Genomic DNA, 16,326 nt, shown 5'->3' with positions numbered 1-16,326 from the left:
GCGCAGCTGGGCCGATCCGATAGCCGAACCGAAATTAAAAAACCAACCTCGTGAAAGGTGTTGCTCTCTTGCTGGCTCGTTCGACAATCTCCTCGAAGTGTGCCCGCACTTCCCATCTGACCTCTGTTCGCGCTCATTGGGCGGAAATCCGAGGTTGGATGCTGCTGGTTGGCGCCGCCCTTTGCATCGCTTTGGTGGCCATGCAGAGTAGTTCGGCGCATGCCGGCGTCGCCCTCGAAGCACGCAAATTGCCAATGAAGTTCAGCTGGATCGCTTGCCAGCCAAATTGCGGAGGCTGGGTCAGCGCAGTTGGCATCGTGACCGCCAATACTCCAGGAGATTTTGATGAATTCGCGCGGGGGCGACAGCTCCGCGGCACGACCTTCGTGCTGGATTCCAGCGGCGGTTCGGTCAACGACGCGATCGCGCTTGGACGTCGCTGGCGCAATCTCGGGGTACTGACCACCGTCGGCACCAGCCTGCAGATCAATACCGCGCAGGAGACTCCTGCCAACACGGCGCCGGTGGCGTATTGCGAATCGATGTGCGTGTTCCTGCTTCTGGCAGGCAAGACGCGTTACGTGCCTGAGAGTGCCCATGTTCGGGTGCATCAGATCTGGATGGATGACCGCGCGAATGACGCCAAGGCTGCGGTCTACCGCGCAGATGATCTGATGATTGTGGAACGCGATATCGGGCGTCTCGCCAAGTATACCTTCGACATGGGCGGCACGGGTGACCTGTTGTTGCTGTCCCTGAACGTGCCGCCGTGGGAAGATCTGCACGAACTGTCTCGGGAAGAATTACGCCTGACCAATCTCGTCACGACCGATATGATTGCTCAGACGGGCAGCTCCGATGCAGCATTCGTTGAACTGACTTCCAAACCGGCGCGGGATCACTTCGTAAGCAGTGCTGTTGCGGTCGAGACAAATCCAGCGCCCGCGAAATCAAACAAGTCGGTTGAAGCCATGGGGCGGACGGGTGGCGGGAGGGCAGCGACGGCCCCCACGCGAGAATAGTGGGTAGCCCCTCTGAGGAATCCGTTGGATTTGCCTGTTATGAGGCGGTAAATTCGCTGCTGAAGTCCACATTGTGCAAAGCTCCGAGCGGCCCCGCGGAATGGGCGAAACGGGGACATCGGGAATCGTTCCCGCGATCAGCAACGCGATCTTTGCTGCGACGGGCAAGCGGTTACGCCGGATGCCGGTCGATTCCGCCGCCCTGAAGCAGACGTGAGGCATCGATGAACGCGCTATTCGACCGCGTCCTTGAGGCGCATGGCGGCCTGGAACGCTGGCGGCGATACACCAAGGGCGAGGCAACGATCGTCACCGGCGGCGGGTTCTTCCCGCTGAAGGGCGTGCTGCAGGATCGCAATCCGCGGCGCATGACGGTGTGGCTGCATGAGGAGCGTTCGTCGGTGATGCCGTACGGCGCTCCCGACCAGCGCACGATGTTCACGCCAGACAGGATCGCGATCGAGAAGCTCGATGGCACGCTGGTCGCCGAGCGCCATGCGCCGCGGGATTCCTTCGCCGGCCACCAGATGCACACTCCGTGGGATCCGCTGCATCGCGCCTATTTCAACGGCGAAGCTGTGTGGACCTATCTCACCACGCCATTCCTTCTGGCGATGGAGGGTGTTCGCGTGGAAGAGACCGAGGCCTGGCGCGAGGGGACGGAAACCTGGCGCGTCCTGCGCGCGTACTTCCCCGGGTGGATGGAAACGCACTGCATGGTCCAGGACTTCTTCTTCGGCGAGGACCTGTTGCTGCGTCGTCATGATTACAGCGTGAATGTAGCGGGCGGCTTTCCCGCGGCGCAACTCACGTCCGACTACATCGAAGCGGACGGCATTTGCCTCCCGAGCAAGCGGCGCGCCTACACGCGCGGTCCGGATCGCCGGCCGATCACTGACATGCTAATGGTCTCGATTGACTTCAGCGAGGTCGCCTTTACCTGACCGGTCGCCGCTGCAAGCCTCGTCGATCCCGAACCGCCTGGCTCAAGTCACCATTTCTCGACTCATGGCCGGAGAACGACTTCGAACGCCCAAGTCGACCGGTGCTGAAGTCTTAATCCGGCACTTTCCCCTACATGCTCCAACTAAGATGAAAGGTTCGCACGAGATAGCCGGAAACTCCGTCCCACAATAATTTCAACGCCGTCACAGCCCGCCAACTTCCGAGGCTTTCCCTTGTGCCTCGATAGGTCCGCGTTGCTTTACACTTTCGCGGCAGGGGTGCCCATGAGCACTAGCCGCATAGTGCTCACCGATTCCTGCGAGTGCCAATCCTACCAATTATAAAGCAGTTGTTATTCGAGCTTCTGACCGACATCGTCAGTTGCCAACCATCTGCACTCGGCGGCGATTTTTCTCCACCTTGCTTACTTGCTCGAAGCGATAGAAACTGGATTTTCAATCCGGGCGCGCACATCGCATTATAACGTAACGAAAAACTGGCGCACCCGACACGATTCGAACGTGTGACCTTTGCCTTCGGAGGGCAATAGTTGTCGATGTCTCCCATAGTGGTAATGGCCACCTGCTGGGGACTCGTCCGCTCCGGGTACACCATCGCATACGCTTCAGGACGCATCGGCCGACGTTAGCCCGAACCCTCCTTCAGGACGTGCTCTCGGGAGAAGATGTGGACTGATCGTTCAACGACGCGGCCGAGGGCTCGATTTCGGGGCACAAGACTGGTACACAGGAGACGAACGGGCGGTCCTTAAGCTATTGATTTTGTTCGTGTCACTGGCGTTCTGCGGCAATCCCTCCCTCTCCGCCATGAACGCGACATAAGCAACTGAAGTCGCGGAATAATCTGGATAGAATTTGCGCTCGGTCCCCAAGTTGGTCCCCAAGGCAGCACCCGCCAAGGCGTTTCGGTAAGCTGAGTAGCTCGAAGGAAACGGCCCGATTGCCGGCCCCATAGGCGCGAACCCGCGCCGCCGGTGGCACCAGTACCAACCCGCGCCGCGGCCATCCGAAGCTTTCCAGCGATCGGTCAGCAAAGAACACCTCGATTGAGGCGCCGGTCACCGGATGGATGTCGAAGAACGCCTGATAGGGCTGTTCGGGAGGGCGCACGGCCGCGCCTCACGCAGCGACGTCGGCCGGCTCGGCCAACGCCATGCCGCGCAGGTAGTCCGCCGCCTTTGAGGCTTGGCTGCAAGCGGTGAAAAAAGCCCGCTTGTCGGACTTCAGGAGATCGATCCAGGTCGCGATATAGCCAGCGTGCCGCAGATCACCGTCGAAACCAAATTCCGCACACAGGTAGGCAGCGCCTAGCTCTGCAATTAGCTCTTCCGCTGCGTAGTTGCGCGAGCCGAACCGGTTCTTCAGATCGCGATCAAGGCGGCTCTTGTGCCCGCACCAGTGCAAAAGTTCATGGAATACCGTGCCATAGAAGTGATCGGCGCCCTTGAAGGCCTCGAATGCAGGCATGGAAATAAAATCGCGGCTCGGCACGTAGTACGCCTCGCCGCCCTCACGGATATCAGCGCCGGTTGAGAGCAAGAATTCGTCGGCTAACTCATCACGGGCATCAGGATTGCGAACGCGCGCCGCTTCCCTGTAGCGACGCTATCGGGAAGGCCCTCACACTGGTCGACGTTGAACACGGTGTATTCCCGCATCATCGGGACCAACCGGGTTGCAGTGCCGTCCTCCGCGTCGTCCCCGATGTGCAGTTGCTTGACGAAATACACTTTCGTGCCCCGTTCGCCCGTGCGAACATGACCACCCAACTCCAACGCCTTCTTGAATGTGAGAAAGCGCGGCGTGCGATATCCCGCCGCTTGCGCCATCCACAACAGAACCACGTTGCAGCCGGAGTAGGGCCGGCTGGTCACAGCGTTGCACGGCGTGTTTGCGCCAGGCGTTGCCGACCATGGCTTGATCCATGGGGCGGCGCCGGCTTCTAGTTCTGTGATGATGCGCGCTGATACTTCCGCGTAGAGGTCGCGTTTCATGGGTCGCTCGCTGCTGTCGGAGGCGACCACTCGGTCGCTTCCTTACAGCCGCGTCGGGCCCTCGCCGCGCATTTTGCCCCCCGGGGTGCATGGACAGGCCGCCCGTCTCGCGCGTGCGCAGACGTGTGCCGGAAATATGTAGCCTATGAAAAGGTCGCGTTAACGATGATTAACAGCGGCTATGGCAGTGGGAGATCAGGCGGCGGCGTTGGAGCTTTCGCGTCGAGCCCAGCGCGTCGAACGCGGCTGGAGCGCGCGGTAGACCAGGGGGTTAGCGCTCGCCCGGAGCACGACGCCAAAATCCCTGCTGCCTAAAGAGTTGGCGAGACACGGCGCCCGTCCTGTTTTTCGGCAAAAGGCGCATCAAGATCGCAACTTCCAATTTAGTCGATCTTGGCTGCGCGGCCGAGACTGACCGCACCTGCGCCACAGGTGCGCCCTATTGTCTTCCCTTCGCCTCCTTACTCTGCGTGCCAAGTTGGGGATATGAATGGGGGAACCGCGGCCGCGCGGCTGGCGACATTGAAGATTTGGCAAGCAAGCTGTATTGCCGGCGCGCTGACCGCGACTTCGCTTGCCGCGATTCATCAGATCGCGGTATCGCGCCCGAGCATCGCAACGCCGAATGCGAGAGTTGCTGATGCGTTCAGCGCCATCTCGCTGAATGTGACGGCGATGCTGACAAATGCCCGCGCGGCGTTTCCGAGCCCAGTCATCGACGAGAAATTCGATACAGGATTATCAGCTAATGCGGTCGTTGCGGCGGCATTCAGCGCCGCGGCGCCGGACGTGATGATGCCGTCCGATGTAACCACTACGCAAGGGCGAATGTTGCAGGTCGCCAGTCTTGAGGCAGCATCGCCAGGAAAGGAGGCAACGCCACAGCAGGACCGTCCGCCCGCTGCTTCGCCCGATCCGGGCGAAGGCAAACCGGCGTATCTCAAGTACTACGTCTACTCGGAAATTCCGCCGCCGGAGAAACCCGCGAAGATCGCGTTGTTGGCATTGAGCGACGTTCCGCTCGGAACGCCCGTCCAGGAGATCGAACGCGCGGCCGAAGCGTTCGGCCTCGATGCCAATTTCATGAAGGCGGTCGCCAAAATCGAATCCGATTTCAATCCCAGGCAACGCACCGGCTCCTATATCGGTCTGTTCCAGCTAAGCAAGTTTGAATTCAGCAAATACGGATCGGGCGACATCCTCAATCCTCGCGACAACGCTATGGGTGCCGCCTACAAGTTCCTCACCGAGGCTGCGCTATTCGAAGTAATAGCGCACAAGAAGCCGACCTTTCCCGATCTCTACCTGATCCACCAGCAGGGTTGGGAAGGAGCCGCCGAACACATCAGCCATCCGCAGCGGATTGCCTGGAAGTCGATGTGCGCAACCCAGGAGGGCTCGGCGAAGGGCGAGCGATGGTGCAAGCGCGCCATCTGGGGCAACACGGTGCCGGCGGTCAAACGCGAATGGAAGTCGGTCGATAATCTCACCTCGGGCGCGTTCGTGGCGATGTGGCGGGACCGCGTCGACACGCTCTATGCCCGCTATCCAGTGCTAACTGCGACGGCCGAACGCTTGAGATAGAACAGTTTGCGACTGCCCACGCGCACACGTCTTGGCCCACGAGGCGGTGTGTCGGCAATCTATTTCCGGCGCCGGGTAGATTTGCGTTCCGCTTAGACTGGGTGGTTGTTCGGCTCCGGCGTCAAATTGACCCCAAAACCTCGAGCGGTGCCGCTCCGAGGCCCGGGCTCCAGCAATCACGTCGGCTGATGGCCCTTCCACCTGAGCGCTCGGCCCAACGCACGATGTTCGCCGAGTGGCGGCGAAACAAGATGAAACGGTTTTGCTCGTGGAAGCAGCGAACTGACAAGGTGAAACCACCGAACTCTCGCGCTCGTTTTTTTAGTACGCGAGCGGTTTGACCTTGTTACCTTTCAGGCAGCGGCAGCAGTCTGCCATCGGGACCCGCCATCGCGAATTGCAAAGTAGCCTTCGAGTTCGCTGATCGCCCGACGCTCCCATTCGTTTGCCTGCTCCAATAGCGTCCATTTTTGGGTTGGACGGAACGCGGCGGTCTGCCGGCACAGCGAAGTGATGGTGCGATATCGTCGTACGTTTTCAAGGATAGCGTTCCCACTCATCGAATGTCCCCGTTTGCTGAAAGTGAGTGGAATGTGCAGCAGGCGATTTTCAAAATCGTTAGCGAGCTTGGCTGAGACGGCGGATGGTTTGCAAACCGTTGAGTGAAAGATGGTCGGGGCGGAGTATGATGCCGAAAGGCCCGGCAGCGATACCGGGCCTTCCTTGTACTTTTTGGGCGCTCAATGGTCGGCTTAGAAGTCCATACCACCCATGCCGCCGCCCGGGGGCATGGCGGGGCTGGCAGCCGGCTTCTTCGGCAATTCGGCAACCATGGCCTCGGTGGTGATCAGGAGCGCCGCAACCGAAGCTGCGTTCTGGATCGCCACACGCACGACCTTGGTTGGGTCGATGATGCCCTTGGTGACGAGGTTGCCGTACTCGCCGGTCTGGCTGTCGAAGCCGAACGAATACTGATCCTTCTCCAGGATCTTGCCGACGATGACGGAGCCGTCCTCGCCGGCGTTGATCGCGATCTGGCGCGCAGGAGCCGACAGTGCCTTGCGCACGATCTCGACGCCGGTCTTCTGGTCGTCGTTCTTGGTGCGGATGCCCTTGAGATGCTCGGAGGCACGGAGCAGCGCGACGCCGCCGCCCGGCAGGATGCCTTCCTCGACCGCCGCGCGGGTCGCATGCATCGCGTCATCAACGCGATCCTTGCGCTCCTTCACCTCGACCTCGGTCGCGCCACCGACGCGGATCACCGCGACGCCGCCCGCGAGCTTGGCAAGACGCTCCTGGAGCTTCTCACGGTCGTAGTCCGAGGTGGTCTCCTCGATCTGCGCCTTGATCTGGGCCACGCGCGCCTCGATGTCGGCCTTCTTGCCGGCGCCGTTGACGATCGTGGTGTTCTCCTTGTCGATTGTCACCTTCTTGGCGCGGCCGAGCATGTTGAGCGTGACGTTCTCGAGCTTGATGCCGAGATCTTCCGAGATTGCCTGGCCGCCGGTCAGGATCGCGATGTCCTGCAGCATGGCCTTGCGGCGATCGCCGAAGCCCGGCGCCTTCACGGCCGCGACCTTCAGGCCGCCGCGCAGACGGTTCACCACGAGCGTGGCGAGCGCCTCGCCCTCGACGTCCTCTGCGACGATGACGAGCGGCTTGCCGCTCTGCACCACGGCCTCGAGCAGCGGCAGCAGCTCGTTCAACGAGGAGAGCTTTTTCTCGTATATCAGGACGTAGGCGTCTTCCATTTCAGCGCGCATCTTGTCCGCATTGGTGACGAAGTAGGGCGAGATGTAGCCGCGGTCGAACTGCATGCCCTCGACGACGTCGAGCTCGGTCTCGAGCGACTTGGCTTCCCCGACGGTGATGACACCCTCGTTGCCGACCTTCTTCATGGCATCGGCGAGGAACTTACCGACTTCGGCATCGCCATTGGCGGAGATGGTGCCGACCTGGGCGATCTCGTCGTTCGAGGTGACCTTCTTGGAGTTCTTCTCGAGGTCGGCGACGACGGCGTCGACGGCGAGGTCGATACCACGCTTGAGGTCCATCGGGTTCATGCCGGCGGCAACTGACTTGGCGCCTTCACGGACGATCGCGGCGGCCAGCACGGTCGCGGTAGTGGTGCCGTCGCCGGCAGCATCCGCCGCCTTCGACGCCACTTCCCGCACCATCTGCGCGCCCATGTTCTCGAACTTGTCCTCGAGCTCGATCTCTTTGGCGACGGCAACGCCGTCTTTGGTGATGCGGGGCGCGCCGAACGACTTGTCGAGGACGACGTTGCGACCCTTCGGGCCGAGGGTGACCTTCACGGCATTGGCAAGGATGTCCACGCCACGCAGCATGCGATCGCGGGCATCGACGCCTAGTTTGACTTCTTTAGCTGACATATTTGTCCTCCCAGAATTGAAATTCGTCTCTCACCTGCGAGGTAGAACTGGCAGGCGCTCCTCAGAGGCTGTGAATCTTTTTGACTGCTCGCAAGCGGTATAGCCGAAAGCTGGTGCTGTGTGATTCTCTTGCGGTGATGGATTCGCAGGAGGGATGATGGCCGCTGATGAATTGTTTGGGGATCTGCCGGAGCAGGCAAAGCCGCAAGCCGGTGCGGCGCCGCTCGCAGCGCCGCGACTTCGTGAGCCCCAACGCGATCAAATCGAGTTGCGAGCAGTGGATATCGAGAGCCTGATCGGGGAAGACCATCCGGTGCGCCTGATCTGGTCCTATGTCGAGGAACTCGACCTGAGTGAGCTGGAGAACCGGATCAAAGCGCGGGGCGATCGGCCTGGTCACCCCGCGACATCGCCGCGGCTTTTGCTGGCGCTGTGGCTCTATGCCACCAGCGAGGGCGTCGGCAGCGCGCGCGCGTTGGAGCGGCTTTGCGAGAGCCATGACGCCTATCGTTGGCTGTGTGGCGGGGTGTCGGTGAACCATCACACGCTGGCGGACTTCCGGGTCGGTTGCGCCGACCTGCTCGACCGGCTGCTTTGCGAGCATTTGGCGGTGCTGGCGAAGGTCGGCCTCGTCAATCTGGAAACGCTGGCGCAGGACGGTGTTCGGGTCCGGGCCAGCGCCGGGGCCGCTTCGTTCCGGCGGGAGGCGACGCTCGATCGGCACCTGGCCTTGGCTGAGGCGGTGGTGGAAGACCTCAAACGCGAGGTTGACGCTCGTTCGGATGCTAGCAATCAGCGCATGAAGGCCGCCAAGGAGCGCGCCGCGCGTGAGCGCAGAGCGCGCGTCAAAGCGGCGCAGACGGCGCTCGCCGAAATCAAGCAGCAGCGCAAGGAGCGCGAAGAAAAGCGCGGCAACGGCAAGAAGCCGAAAGAGCCGCGGGCCTCCACGACAGACGCCGACGCACGGGTCATGAAGATGGCCGACGGCGGCTTCCGCCCCGCCTACAACGTGCAGGTGACGAGTGCCGCCGGCCAGCCGATCGTCGTTGACATCAAGGTCTGCAACACCGGGTCCGACCGCGGCCTGATGCGGCCCATGCTGGAGCGGCAGCGCGCGCGTCCTGGCGGGTTGCCCAAGGACCATCTCGTCGATGGCGGCTTTGGCAGTGCCGAGGACATCGAGTGGGCGCACGCCGAGGGCATCGATATCTTTTGCCCGCCCACTCAATCCAAGCACGGCACCGATCCCCATCTACCGCGACGCGGCGACGGCCCGGGGGTGTTGGCCTGGCGTGCGCGCATGGCGAGCGAAGAGGGCAAGGCCCGATACAAGCCCCGGTCGATTTGCGAGTGCATACATGCCCGCTGGCGCAACTGGGACCTGCGCCAATTGACCGTGCGCGGCTTCGAAAAGGTCCGCGCCGTCGTGCTCTGGTACGCCCTCGCCAACAACATCCTGCAAGGCAACCGCCTCGCTAGCGCATAGAGGAGCGTTCATCGACATCCCCCAACCTCGCCACAGCCGCCCAGCCCACGCGTTGCCACGACGAGGAACTGCCACATCCTTCGATGACCACGCAAAACGAGAAAGATTGGCAAGCTCTCAGGGTGAGCGGTGCGAGCGGTTGATCAGGCGGCCTTCTTCTTCGAAGCGGGAGCTTCGAGCACCCCCATGATGTCGCTTTCCTTCATGATCAACAGGTCCTGGCCGTCGATCTTGACCTCGGTGCCCGACCACTTGCCGAACAGCACGCGGTCGCCGACCTGCACGTCGATCGGGATCAGCTTGCCGTTCTCGTCGCGGCCGCCCGGACCTACGGCGATGACTTCGCCCTGAGAGGGCTTTTCCTTGGCCGTGTCGGGAATGATGATGCCGCCAGCGGACTTCTCCTCAGCTTCGATGCGCTTGACCACGACGCGGTCGTGAAGCGGGCGGAATTTCATGCAGTCCTCCCTCACTTTATGAATATTCTTTGGGTTGGCAGTCGCAATGCACGAGTGCCAACCGCTCTCACATATACCAGTGATACTGGGGCGCAAGAGGGATGTGATTGCAACTTAAAACTTATATTTCTATTTATAACTCGCTCACATTGTTGTCCTCGCCCCCTGCCGCAAACAAAAAGCGTAACAAGAAAAGCCCGTACGCGATGGTCCATCTTATCGCGCGGGTTCTGTAGCGAGAATGATGCGCCCTAGCTCCGTCTGGGAGAGCTACTCGTTGGACTTTCAAGCCGCGGTCAAGGATGGACCCACCGCCCCGGAGCTCGCCGCCGATGCGCATGACTGCATCATGGTTCGATCCTCAAAGAATCGACCGAATACAAGGCTGCGGCGCGATCAGCGCCTGATAGCGGGCTCGCCTCGGATTTCGTCGCCGGTGCCAATGCCGCTGTACACGTGACGTCACGCTTGCGGGCGAGAAGACGCGCCAAACGGCGTGTGAAGATGAAGATCATGAACTTCGCTGTCAGGCCTTTCTGGCATGGCACATTATCGCTCGGCAGGCGCTTTCGCCGTCAATCCAGCGCGCCTAAAGGCGCGCCCCTTGCGGGCTGCGGAGATTGACCGCTCAGCGCGGCCAAGCAAGGGGCCTTCATGCCAAGAATGGAAGGAAGCGCCCGCTGAACCCAGCCAACCGGAGGACCCGACAAGAGAGCAGCATGTGGGGAAATTTACCCTTGACTAACTCGCCTCGGGTGTACTGAGCGGAACGTGGTCAAGCGCCCGCTTCTCGATGCTATCTGCTTTGGCTTCCAAGGGCTTTACGCGCCTCTGCGCGTCCACCCAAAGAGAACCAAAAATACAAGGCGCGGGGAGGTAGGAAGCCGCTATGGCGAAGACAGCAAACCATTCATACCCGTCCGATATTTGATCATCGGCCTTCAATGCGATAACGACGAGAAGCGCCGCCAAAACAAGGGCAACAACGGTGTTGAGCACGACGCACCAGCGGTACTCTCGGAAAAATTCGATCTTGAAGAGTTCATACCGGCTTTCGACCCAGTTCAACTCCTCCTCAAGTTCACCCGCAGGGCGGTCCGGTTCGGGTACCCGGAAAAGCCTCCTGATTCGGGAGATTCGCCGCTCCAGCGGGGCAATCCCCAATTCTCCGTATAGCTGAAGAATAGCCGTTCCGACGTCGGAGCCACAGCAAATGGCTTTCGTTGGTCCATAGCGACAATCCCGACTATTCCAAATAGGGTGGCGGAGGCAAACAACCGCCTGCACAGGAAAAGGTAAAGCTCGCAAAATTTGGGTTCGCATTTGCCAAAGACTTTAAGCGATTTTTGGATCAGGGACTGATTAGCGAAATTGATCTCTATCGTGCGTCTGGGCTGAAGCCGAAGTATCAGAAGTCCTGCTTCGAGACTATGTGAACTCCCTTTCAGCTAACGAGCTCCGGAATCTGGAGCTCGATGATGGCTAAAAAGCCGGAGTCTGACTGCTCGTGCGTCATCGACACGAGCGGTTTGTATGAACTGGCAACGGCATCCGGCAATCTGAAGGCGACGCTGATCGCGCGTTTGGAGGACGGCACAATCGGCGTGCCGAGCTGGGCGTGGCAGGAGTTCAAGGACCTTTACGAAGACGAGGCAAAAGAACTCGCTCCGCACATTGTGAAGCGGCTTCAGTTGACCACACATGTGGAAGTGCGGGCCGCCCGGATTACGGAGGAGTTGAATTTGGGGTTTTCGCGAGGTGCCTACGATAGCCACGTCGAACGCCACACGGCGGCGGTGGCACTGAACAAGGGCTACACCGTTCTCACGTCTACCAACAACGTTGCCGCTTATGATAGCATGCAATGTGCGATCAAGGACCTCGCTGGCTGGGCTGATGAGATCGCTTGACCAGACCGCGCATCCGGCTTGACTGCCACGCGCACCGTCATCGCCTGCGCCTCGGTCAGCGGCCGGCCGTTGATGCTGATGTGCGGTTCGGCGGGAGTCATGGCTTCTTATTTCTCGTTTCTCTTCCAGGAATTGCAAGAAGGAAGGGGCACTCGATCATGAGTGGATAAACAGAAGCGAACGGATATTGCGGAATGGCTACGGAGCGAAATTCCCGGTCCGAAGACAAGACCCTGGGATAAAAATGGGGCAATCCAATGCAGACGTTGACACTATGGTTTCAATCGCTCCGGATGGAGGAGCACACCGGATATGGAAGTGATTGGTCTGAAAGCAGGCTCTTCCAAACCTCTTACGACGTCTATCTAACAGGCGGACTGCTAGAATTGGAGACGGGAGAGGTGTTAGGCGACGGCAAGTTTGAAAAATCAACGATCACCGCAAACCTAACCTTTAGTTCGACGCCGACAGAACCGGCGGGAAGCACAATGCGGTATTGGCCTTTCATCGGGCACAATGATGGGATCGGTGGGATCGGTCCATTCATTACACTCGATATCACTGCGTCGCCCTCGCGCTTTCGCGAACTTGTTACAAACGTCAGGCATGGCCTCGTGCCCGAAAACATTTCCATCAAGTTGGCAGAGGACGAAAGGTTCTGGCGAAGCGTCGATCCTACTAGTAAGTGGTCGAGAAAGATTTGGCGGAACGAGGTCGACGATACGTTGGGATGCGCTGCTATTCCCATTGAGAACTAAGCGTTCAGTTACCTTATCAAAAAGGCAGCCCCGAACACTTAATCCGCCCCCTTGCTTCGTCGCCTCGGTCAGATCGGTGCGCCGCACCTTCGCGTGAACCTTTAAGGCGAAATTCAGCAAACGAAACCCGAAAAACGAAAATTGTAAATATGCTGACCCCACGCACGCGACCCTCCCCAAAGGACCCGGACAACCAATGTCAAATGTCATGAGATTGAAACGCGATGAGACCAATCGCATCATGGGTCTCGCCGAAGGCAATCGCAGCGGGCGAATTTGCCCGTTTTTGGCGCAAACCGGACCTGGCGGGACCTAAAGGTCTCAGAAGGGGAGACGTTTCGGAAATGAAGAGGCTGCGAACTGAGGGGGCCTCACTCTTCGGTGCGCCAGCCTCCTAAGAGAAAACCTTGCGCGGCCTGCGCTTTGTCTCAGCCTGCTTTTGGACATCAGTGAGGTCAACGCTGTAGCGCCTCATCAGGAGTTTGACGGCTATCCCGATGATCAAGAACGGCGTAAGGTAGATCGCAAGCGTTTGAAGCGCCCACATGGTTCTTCTCCCGGCGACAGTCTAAGTAGCGCGTGGTAACCAGCCTGAGCGCGTGTAATTGTCACCTGATGGCCTTGGTGGCCTCGACGAGCCGGGTGCTAGCCGAGGCGGTCGCGAGCAGCGTGCCGTCGTCCGCAGTCAGCTTTCCCTCGACGAAGGCAATACTTTTGCTGAGCAGCGTGACCTTCGCCTCGCTCGTCATCGGGCCGGTCTTCGCCCGCGCCAGGAAATTCACGGTCAAGCTGATGGTCGGGCCGTACAGCTTTCCGTCGGTCATAACGAACACGGCCGCCCCCATGGTGCCGTCGAGCATGGCGGACTGGATGCCGCCCTGCACGAACCCGGCGGCATTGCAGAACTCTGGCTTGCCTTCGAAGCCGATCCTGATCCAGCCCTCGTCCGGGCGCGCATCGATGACGCGCCAGCCAAGTTGATTTGCCCATGGCGGAATAGGAATATGATCAAGCGCGGTTGCAATCATGCGAACCCCCGATCCTACCTATGGGTCTCCGTTCGGCGAGATCTGGTTCATGCATTCCGCGTGTTTCCGCTTCGCAGCAAATGACGCGATGGGGCCATTGGCTGGACAAGCATTACGTCACCTCGAAAGGCGGTATCGTTGCATTTACGCGGGCATTGTCACGCGAACTCGGCCCGCACAATATTTGCGTGAACACTTTGGCACCAGGACTGATCCAGACCGAAGGTACCCATGCCAATTCAGATCGCAGGGCTGCTGCCCGCGATCGCGCCATCGAGAGCAGAGCACTGAAACGGGACGGCTATCCCGCTGAACTGATCGGTGCGTTGATCTTTCTGGCCGCGGGAGATAGTGACTTCGTCACTGGCCAAACGATCGTCGTTGACGGGGGATCGATCAATACTTAGCAATAGCTGGGAGCGATGGGGAGCAGCGTAAGCACGTCATGATCCGTTTGCCGCTGAGCGCGCTCCGTTGTACCCGGGACGTTGTCCACCGCAATCTGTAGCGGCTTGCCTGTCCCGCGCGGCGCGGCGCATTCTTCCGCCATGGGCACCAAATCGCGCGAGACCGGCTTCGGTTCGGGCGGCGGCAGAGTAGGCAGCAGAAGTGCGCAGGGGGGATGTCCCGATCGTTGTTGAACTAGGTCGGGCCGACGTTGCCGGAATGAATGTTACGCGGCCGTCGTGACGTGGGCAACGGGGTTGATCGTCATGCGATTGTAGCGAGCTTGAAGAGCCGCACGCAGAACCGACAATTGCTTATGCGCCTTCAATCGTCGGAAGCCCTTGTTGGCCTCGATCATGCCGGCCGCGACCCATCGCAAGGCCATACCGGCATCCCGCCAGCGTTTGACGTTGCGCGTGACGCGGCGAATGGTGCCCATCATGTTCTCGGCGATGTTGGTACAGGCGAGCGATCGACGAAGCTCCTTCGGCAACTTCAACCGGACGACAGTCAGGATTTCGTCGAGGCCTTCGAGGATGCTGGCCGCTACGCCGGGCCATTGCTGGTCGAGTCGACGCGCGAGATTGCGGATCAATTTTTCAGCCTTGTCGGCGTCATCGAGCTCCCAGGCCTGGCGCAGCACCCGACGGGTGGCCGCATGATGCCCTTTCGGCAGGCGTTGATGTTGCGCGCCTTGTGGATCTGGCAGCGCTGGATCGCGGCCGAACCGAAGGTGCGGCGGAGCGCCGTGCGGCCTTGACGGCGGCTTCATCACTGGCCGCCTCAATCACCCGCGCATCGCAGATGTGACCATCCTCGCCGATAATAAATGGGGTCGAGGCCGATTCGACGCTCGGCTCTATCCGCTTCCGGACATTGGCGCAATCGCCCCTCGGGCCAGCCGGCCCTGTATCGGAGAGGGTGGGCCGGCGGTCCGATGGACGCGGCGCGGGGGGCCAATGCGCCACGCACAAAATGTCTAGCGCGCATCAGGCACACCGCGGTGTTAACTTTTGCCGCGAGGCTGTATTTGTAATGTTTCCGCAACGGAACAGCGAAGCCGGCCATGAAGGATATGCAGGCCCGACTGGAAAAGCTCCGCACCGACGCTGCCGAATGCGCTCTCGTTCGGGACCTCGCAACCGACCCGAAAAAGCGGGAGCTGTTCGCCAGACTTGCTGAGCACCTTACTGTGCTGGCCTCGGAAGTAGAGCGCGCTATTGGCGAAAGTAGTCCCTCGTGGCGCGGGCGACGCGGTAAACAGTGATGCAGCGGGCTTCATTGCCGATGTCTCGTCGGCCACAATTCGGCGTCGCGCGACCGAAGCAGCGGCATGTGGTAAGCCGCTCGGCATTTTGATCGCGGGTTCGATCTGGCTCATCAGCAAGAGGCGGCTGATCGATTGGATTCGAGACCACGAAGGTGAGTACGCGGCGCTCTGCGCGATGACACGGGCGACGAAACTCACTCAAATGAGCGCGACGCTGCAAGCTTCGGCACCGAATGAGCGCGCGACGACAGCGTGACCTCTTTCAATTGTGCGACGACGGCATACCATCCCACCATGGCAGCAAGGAAGACCACAACGATTGAGAGCCTCGACATTGCCCTCGCGAAATTGCGTTCGCGGCATTCGACCCTCAATGAGCGAAAGGCGGAAACCCAATCCGCGCTCGATCAGGCCAGGGCAGATCAACAGAGATTTTTCTTCGAATCCGATATCAGCGACGATGGGACGATCGCGAAACTTGAAAACGCGGTGGACGCGGCGACGCTGCGCCTGTCCAGCCTCAGCGACGCATGCGCAGCGCTTGCGGGCCAGATCGCCGATACCGAACAGAAAATTGCCACCGAGGCCGAGCGTGAGGAGCGAAAGGCCGCAGCAAAAGAGATTACGGCTACCGCCGACGCGATTCAGGAACGGCTTGAGTCGTTGCTCCGCGAACTGCGCAGTCTTAGGGAAAGCTTCGTCACGATCGACCACTTGACGTTCGAGGCCGGTCAATTCGGTCATTTCCTTCGAAAGGTAGCCGGGGAGATCGAGGTCGCGTTAGGCGTCACGCCACCTCAACTGCGTGGCCTGGCGGGAGCAATCGAGCGGGGCGAAGCGAAAATCCCGCGTCGATCCGCGTGATGTATGCGAACTCGCTGCTCGTCGGGTCGAGAGGCGGGCCACCGTTCTCGCGGCGATGCAAGCCGCCCGCGAGATCGAGACGGACCCCGCCGCGCGTACAAGGCGCGCGCTCATCTACGCCATTGCGCCCGACGGTCACGCTACGCT

Annotated in this window: 17 protein-coding genes and 1 pseudogene; 10 read left to right on the top strand and 8 right to left on the bottom strand. The window is 60.3% G+C overall.

Features of this window, described 5'->3' with window-relative positions; translation table 11 throughout:
* Positions 1–158: 158 nt before the first annotated feature.
* Positions 159–1,022, top strand: a complete 864-nt coding sequence (locus QA640_RS46530; RefSeq protein WP_283043225.1) for a hypothetical protein — start codon at positions 159–161, stop codon at positions 1,020–1,022.
* Between the two features lie 224 nt (positions 1,023–1,246).
* A complete protein-coding gene (locus tag QA640_RS46525) occupies positions 1,247–1,966 on the top strand; it encodes a hypothetical protein (protein WP_283043224.1) in 720 nt (239 codons plus the stop codon).
* 1,140 nt (positions 1,967–3,106) lie between these two features.
* Here QA640_RS46525 and QA640_RS46520 read toward each other — a convergent pair.
* Positions 3,107–3,526, bottom strand: a complete 420-nt coding sequence (locus QA640_RS46520; protein ID WP_283043223.1) for a zincin-like metallopeptidase domain-containing protein — start codon at positions 3,524–3,526, stop codon at positions 3,107–3,109.
* 11 nt (positions 3,527–3,537) lie between these two features.
* On the bottom strand, positions 3,538–3,981 hold the full coding sequence (locus tag QA640_RS46515; RefSeq protein ID WP_283043222.1) for an ArdC family protein: 444 nt from the start codon (positions 3,979–3,981) through the stop codon (positions 3,538–3,540).
* A 486-nt stretch (positions 3,982–4,467) separates the two neighbouring features.
* Between QA640_RS46515 and QA640_RS46510 the strand changes: the two genes are divergently transcribed.
* Entirely contained in the window at positions 4,468–5,565 is a 1,098-nt protein-coding gene (locus QA640_RS46510) for a transglycosylase SLT domain-containing protein (RefSeq protein WP_283043221.1), read from the top strand.
* 353 nt (positions 5,566–5,918) lie between these two features.
* Here QA640_RS46510 and QA640_RS46505 read toward each other — a convergent pair whose 3' ends face one another.
* The gene (locus tag QA640_RS46505; RefSeq protein WP_283043220.1) at positions 5,919–6,125 is read right to left on the bottom strand and encodes a hypothetical protein; all 207 of its coding nucleotides are present in this window, start codon (positions 6,123–6,125) and stop codon (positions 5,919–5,921) included.
* Positions 6,126–6,317: 192 nt separating this feature from the next.
* The gene (gene groL, locus QA640_RS46500; protein ID WP_283043219.1) at positions 6,318–7,958 is read right to left on the bottom strand and encodes a chaperonin GroEL; all 1,641 of its coding nucleotides are present in this window, start codon (positions 7,956–7,958) and stop codon (positions 6,318–6,320) included.
* Positions 7,959–8,112: 154 nt separating this feature from the next.
* On the opposite strand from groL, the gene QA640_RS46495 reads away from it, so the two are divergent.
* The gene (locus QA640_RS46495) at positions 8,113–9,444 is read left to right on the top strand and encodes an IS1182 family transposase (protein WP_283037042.1); all 1,332 of its coding nucleotides are present in this window, start codon (positions 8,113–8,115) and stop codon (positions 9,442–9,444) included.
* Positions 9,445–9,587: 143 nt separating this feature from the next.
* Here QA640_RS46495 and groES read toward each other — a convergent pair whose 3' ends face one another.
* Both groES and QA640_RS46485 read right to left on the bottom strand, forming a co-directional pair.
* Entirely contained in the window at positions 9,588–9,902 is a 315-nt protein-coding gene (groES, locus tag QA640_RS46490; protein ID WP_283043218.1) for a co-chaperone GroES, read from the bottom strand.
* Between the two features lie 741 nt (positions 9,903–10,643).
* A complete protein-coding gene (locus tag QA640_RS46485; protein ID WP_283043217.1) occupies positions 10,644–10,970 on the bottom strand; it encodes a hypothetical protein in 327 nt (108 codons plus the stop codon).
* A 410-nt stretch (positions 10,971–11,380) separates the two neighbouring features.
* Here QA640_RS46485 and QA640_RS46480 point away from each other — a divergent pair, with 410 nt between their 5' ends.
* Both QA640_RS46480 and QA640_RS46475 read left to right on the top strand, forming a co-directional pair.
* Entirely contained in the window at positions 11,381–11,812 is a 432-nt protein-coding gene (locus QA640_RS46480) for a hypothetical protein (RefSeq protein ID WP_283043216.1), read from the top strand.
* Between the two features lie 257 nt (positions 11,813–12,069).
* On the top strand, positions 12,070–12,570 hold the full coding sequence (locus QA640_RS46475; protein ID WP_283043215.1) for a hypothetical protein: 501 nt from the start codon (positions 12,070–12,072) through the stop codon (positions 12,568–12,570).
* A gap of 608 nt (positions 12,571–13,178) precedes the next feature.
* Here the strand turns inward: QA640_RS46475 and QA640_RS46470 are convergent.
* Positions 13,179–13,598, bottom strand: coding sequence for a PaaI family thioesterase (locus QA640_RS46470; RefSeq protein ID WP_283043214.1), 420 nt, complete (start codon positions 13,596–13,598; stop codon positions 13,179–13,181).
* Between the two features lie 20 nt (positions 13,599–13,618).
* Between QA640_RS46470 and QA640_RS46465 the strand changes: the two genes are divergently transcribed.
* Complete coding sequence (locus QA640_RS46465; protein ID WP_283043213.1) at positions 13,619–14,005, top strand: SDR family oxidoreductase; 387 nt, start codon at positions 13,619–13,621, stop codon at positions 14,003–14,005.
* A gap of 266 nt (positions 14,006–14,271) precedes the next feature.
* On the opposite strand, the pseudogene QA640_RS46460 reads toward QA640_RS46465, so the two are convergent.
* Positions 14,272–14,792: pseudogene (locus tag QA640_RS46460) on the bottom strand (transposase); the annotation flags it as partial.
* Positions 14,793–15,111: 319 nt separating this feature from the next.
* On the opposite strand from QA640_RS46460, the gene QA640_RS46455 reads away from it, so the two are divergent.
* Genes QA640_RS46455 through QA640_RS46445 form a run of 3 tightly spaced genes read left to right on the top strand, consistent with a single transcriptional unit; the run spans position 15,112 to position 16,179 of the window.
* The gene (locus QA640_RS46455) at positions 15,112–15,312 is read left to right on the top strand and encodes a hypothetical protein (RefSeq protein WP_283043212.1); all 201 of its coding nucleotides are present in this window, start codon (positions 15,112–15,114) and stop codon (positions 15,310–15,312) included.
* Positions 15,266–15,571, top strand: a complete 306-nt coding sequence (locus QA640_RS46450) for a hypothetical protein (protein ID WP_283043211.1) — start codon at positions 15,266–15,268, stop codon at positions 15,569–15,571. Before QA640_RS46455 ends, QA640_RS46450 begins: the two co-directional genes overlap by 47 nt.
* A gap of 38 nt (positions 15,572–15,609) precedes the next feature.
* Positions 15,610–16,179 (top strand): hypothetical protein, encoded by a 570-nt coding sequence (locus QA640_RS46445; RefSeq protein WP_283043210.1) that lies wholly within the window; start codon positions 15,610–15,612, stop codon positions 16,177–16,179.
* Positions 16,180–16,326: the final 147 nt, after the last annotated feature.

Origin of the sequence: Bradyrhizobium sp. CB82 (assembly GCF_029714405.1) — a bacterium.
Classification (GTDB): Bacteria; Pseudomonadota; Alphaproteobacteria; order Rhizobiales; family Xanthobacteraceae; genus Bradyrhizobium.
This window is presented reverse-complemented; position numbering and strand designations above follow the sequence as displayed.

Bases quoted from the DNA above. Each gene is read 5' to 3' on its own strand.
- QA640_RS46530 (WP_283043225.1), top strand. From the start codon at position 159: ATGCTGCTGGTTGGCGCCGCCCTTTGCATCGCTTTGGTGGCCATGCAG.
- QA640_RS46525 (WP_283043224.1), top strand. From the start codon at position 1,247: ATGAACGCGCTATTCGACCGCGTCCTTGAGGCGCATGGCGGCCTGGAA.
- QA640_RS46515 (WP_283043222.1), bottom strand. From the start codon at position 3,981: ATGAAACGCGACCTCTACGCGGAAGTATCAGCGCGCATCATCACAGAA.
- QA640_RS46510 (WP_283043221.1), top strand. From the start codon at position 4,468: ATGAATGGGGGAACCGCGGCCGCGCGGCTGGCGACATTGAAGATTTGG.
- QA640_RS46505 (WP_283043220.1), bottom strand. From the start codon at position 6,125: ATGAGTGGGAACGCTATCCTTGAAAACGTACGACGATATCGCACCATC.
- groL (WP_283043219.1), bottom strand. From the start codon at position 7,958: ATGTCAGCTAAAGAAGTCAAACTAGGCGTCGATGCCCGCGATCGCATG.
- QA640_RS46495 (WP_283037042.1), top strand. From the start codon at position 8,113: ATGATGGCCGCTGATGAATTGTTTGGGGATCTGCCGGAGCAGGCAAAG.
- groES (WP_283043218.1), bottom strand. From the start codon at position 9,902: ATGAAATTCCGCCCGCTTCACGACCGCGTCGTGGTCAAGCGCATCGAA.
- QA640_RS46480 (WP_283043216.1), top strand. From the start codon at position 11,381: ATGGCTAAAAAGCCGGAGTCTGACTGCTCGTGCGTCATCGACACGAGC.
- QA640_RS46475 (WP_283043215.1), top strand. From the start codon at position 12,070: ATGCAGACGTTGACACTATGGTTTCAATCGCTCCGGATGGAGGAGCAC.
- QA640_RS46470 (WP_283043214.1), bottom strand. From the start codon at position 13,598: ATGATTGCAACCGCGCTTGATCATATTCCTATTCCGCCATGGGCAAAT.
- QA640_RS46465 (WP_283043213.1), top strand. From the start codon at position 13,619: ATGGGTCTCCGTTCGGCGAGATCTGGTTCATGCATTCCGCGTGTTTCC.
- QA640_RS46455 (WP_283043212.1), top strand. From the start codon at position 15,112: ATGAAGGATATGCAGGCCCGACTGGAAAAGCTCCGCACCGACGCTGCC.
- QA640_RS46445 (WP_283043210.1), top strand. From the start codon at position 15,610: ATGGCAGCAAGGAAGACCACAACGATTGAGAGCCTCGACATTGCCCTC.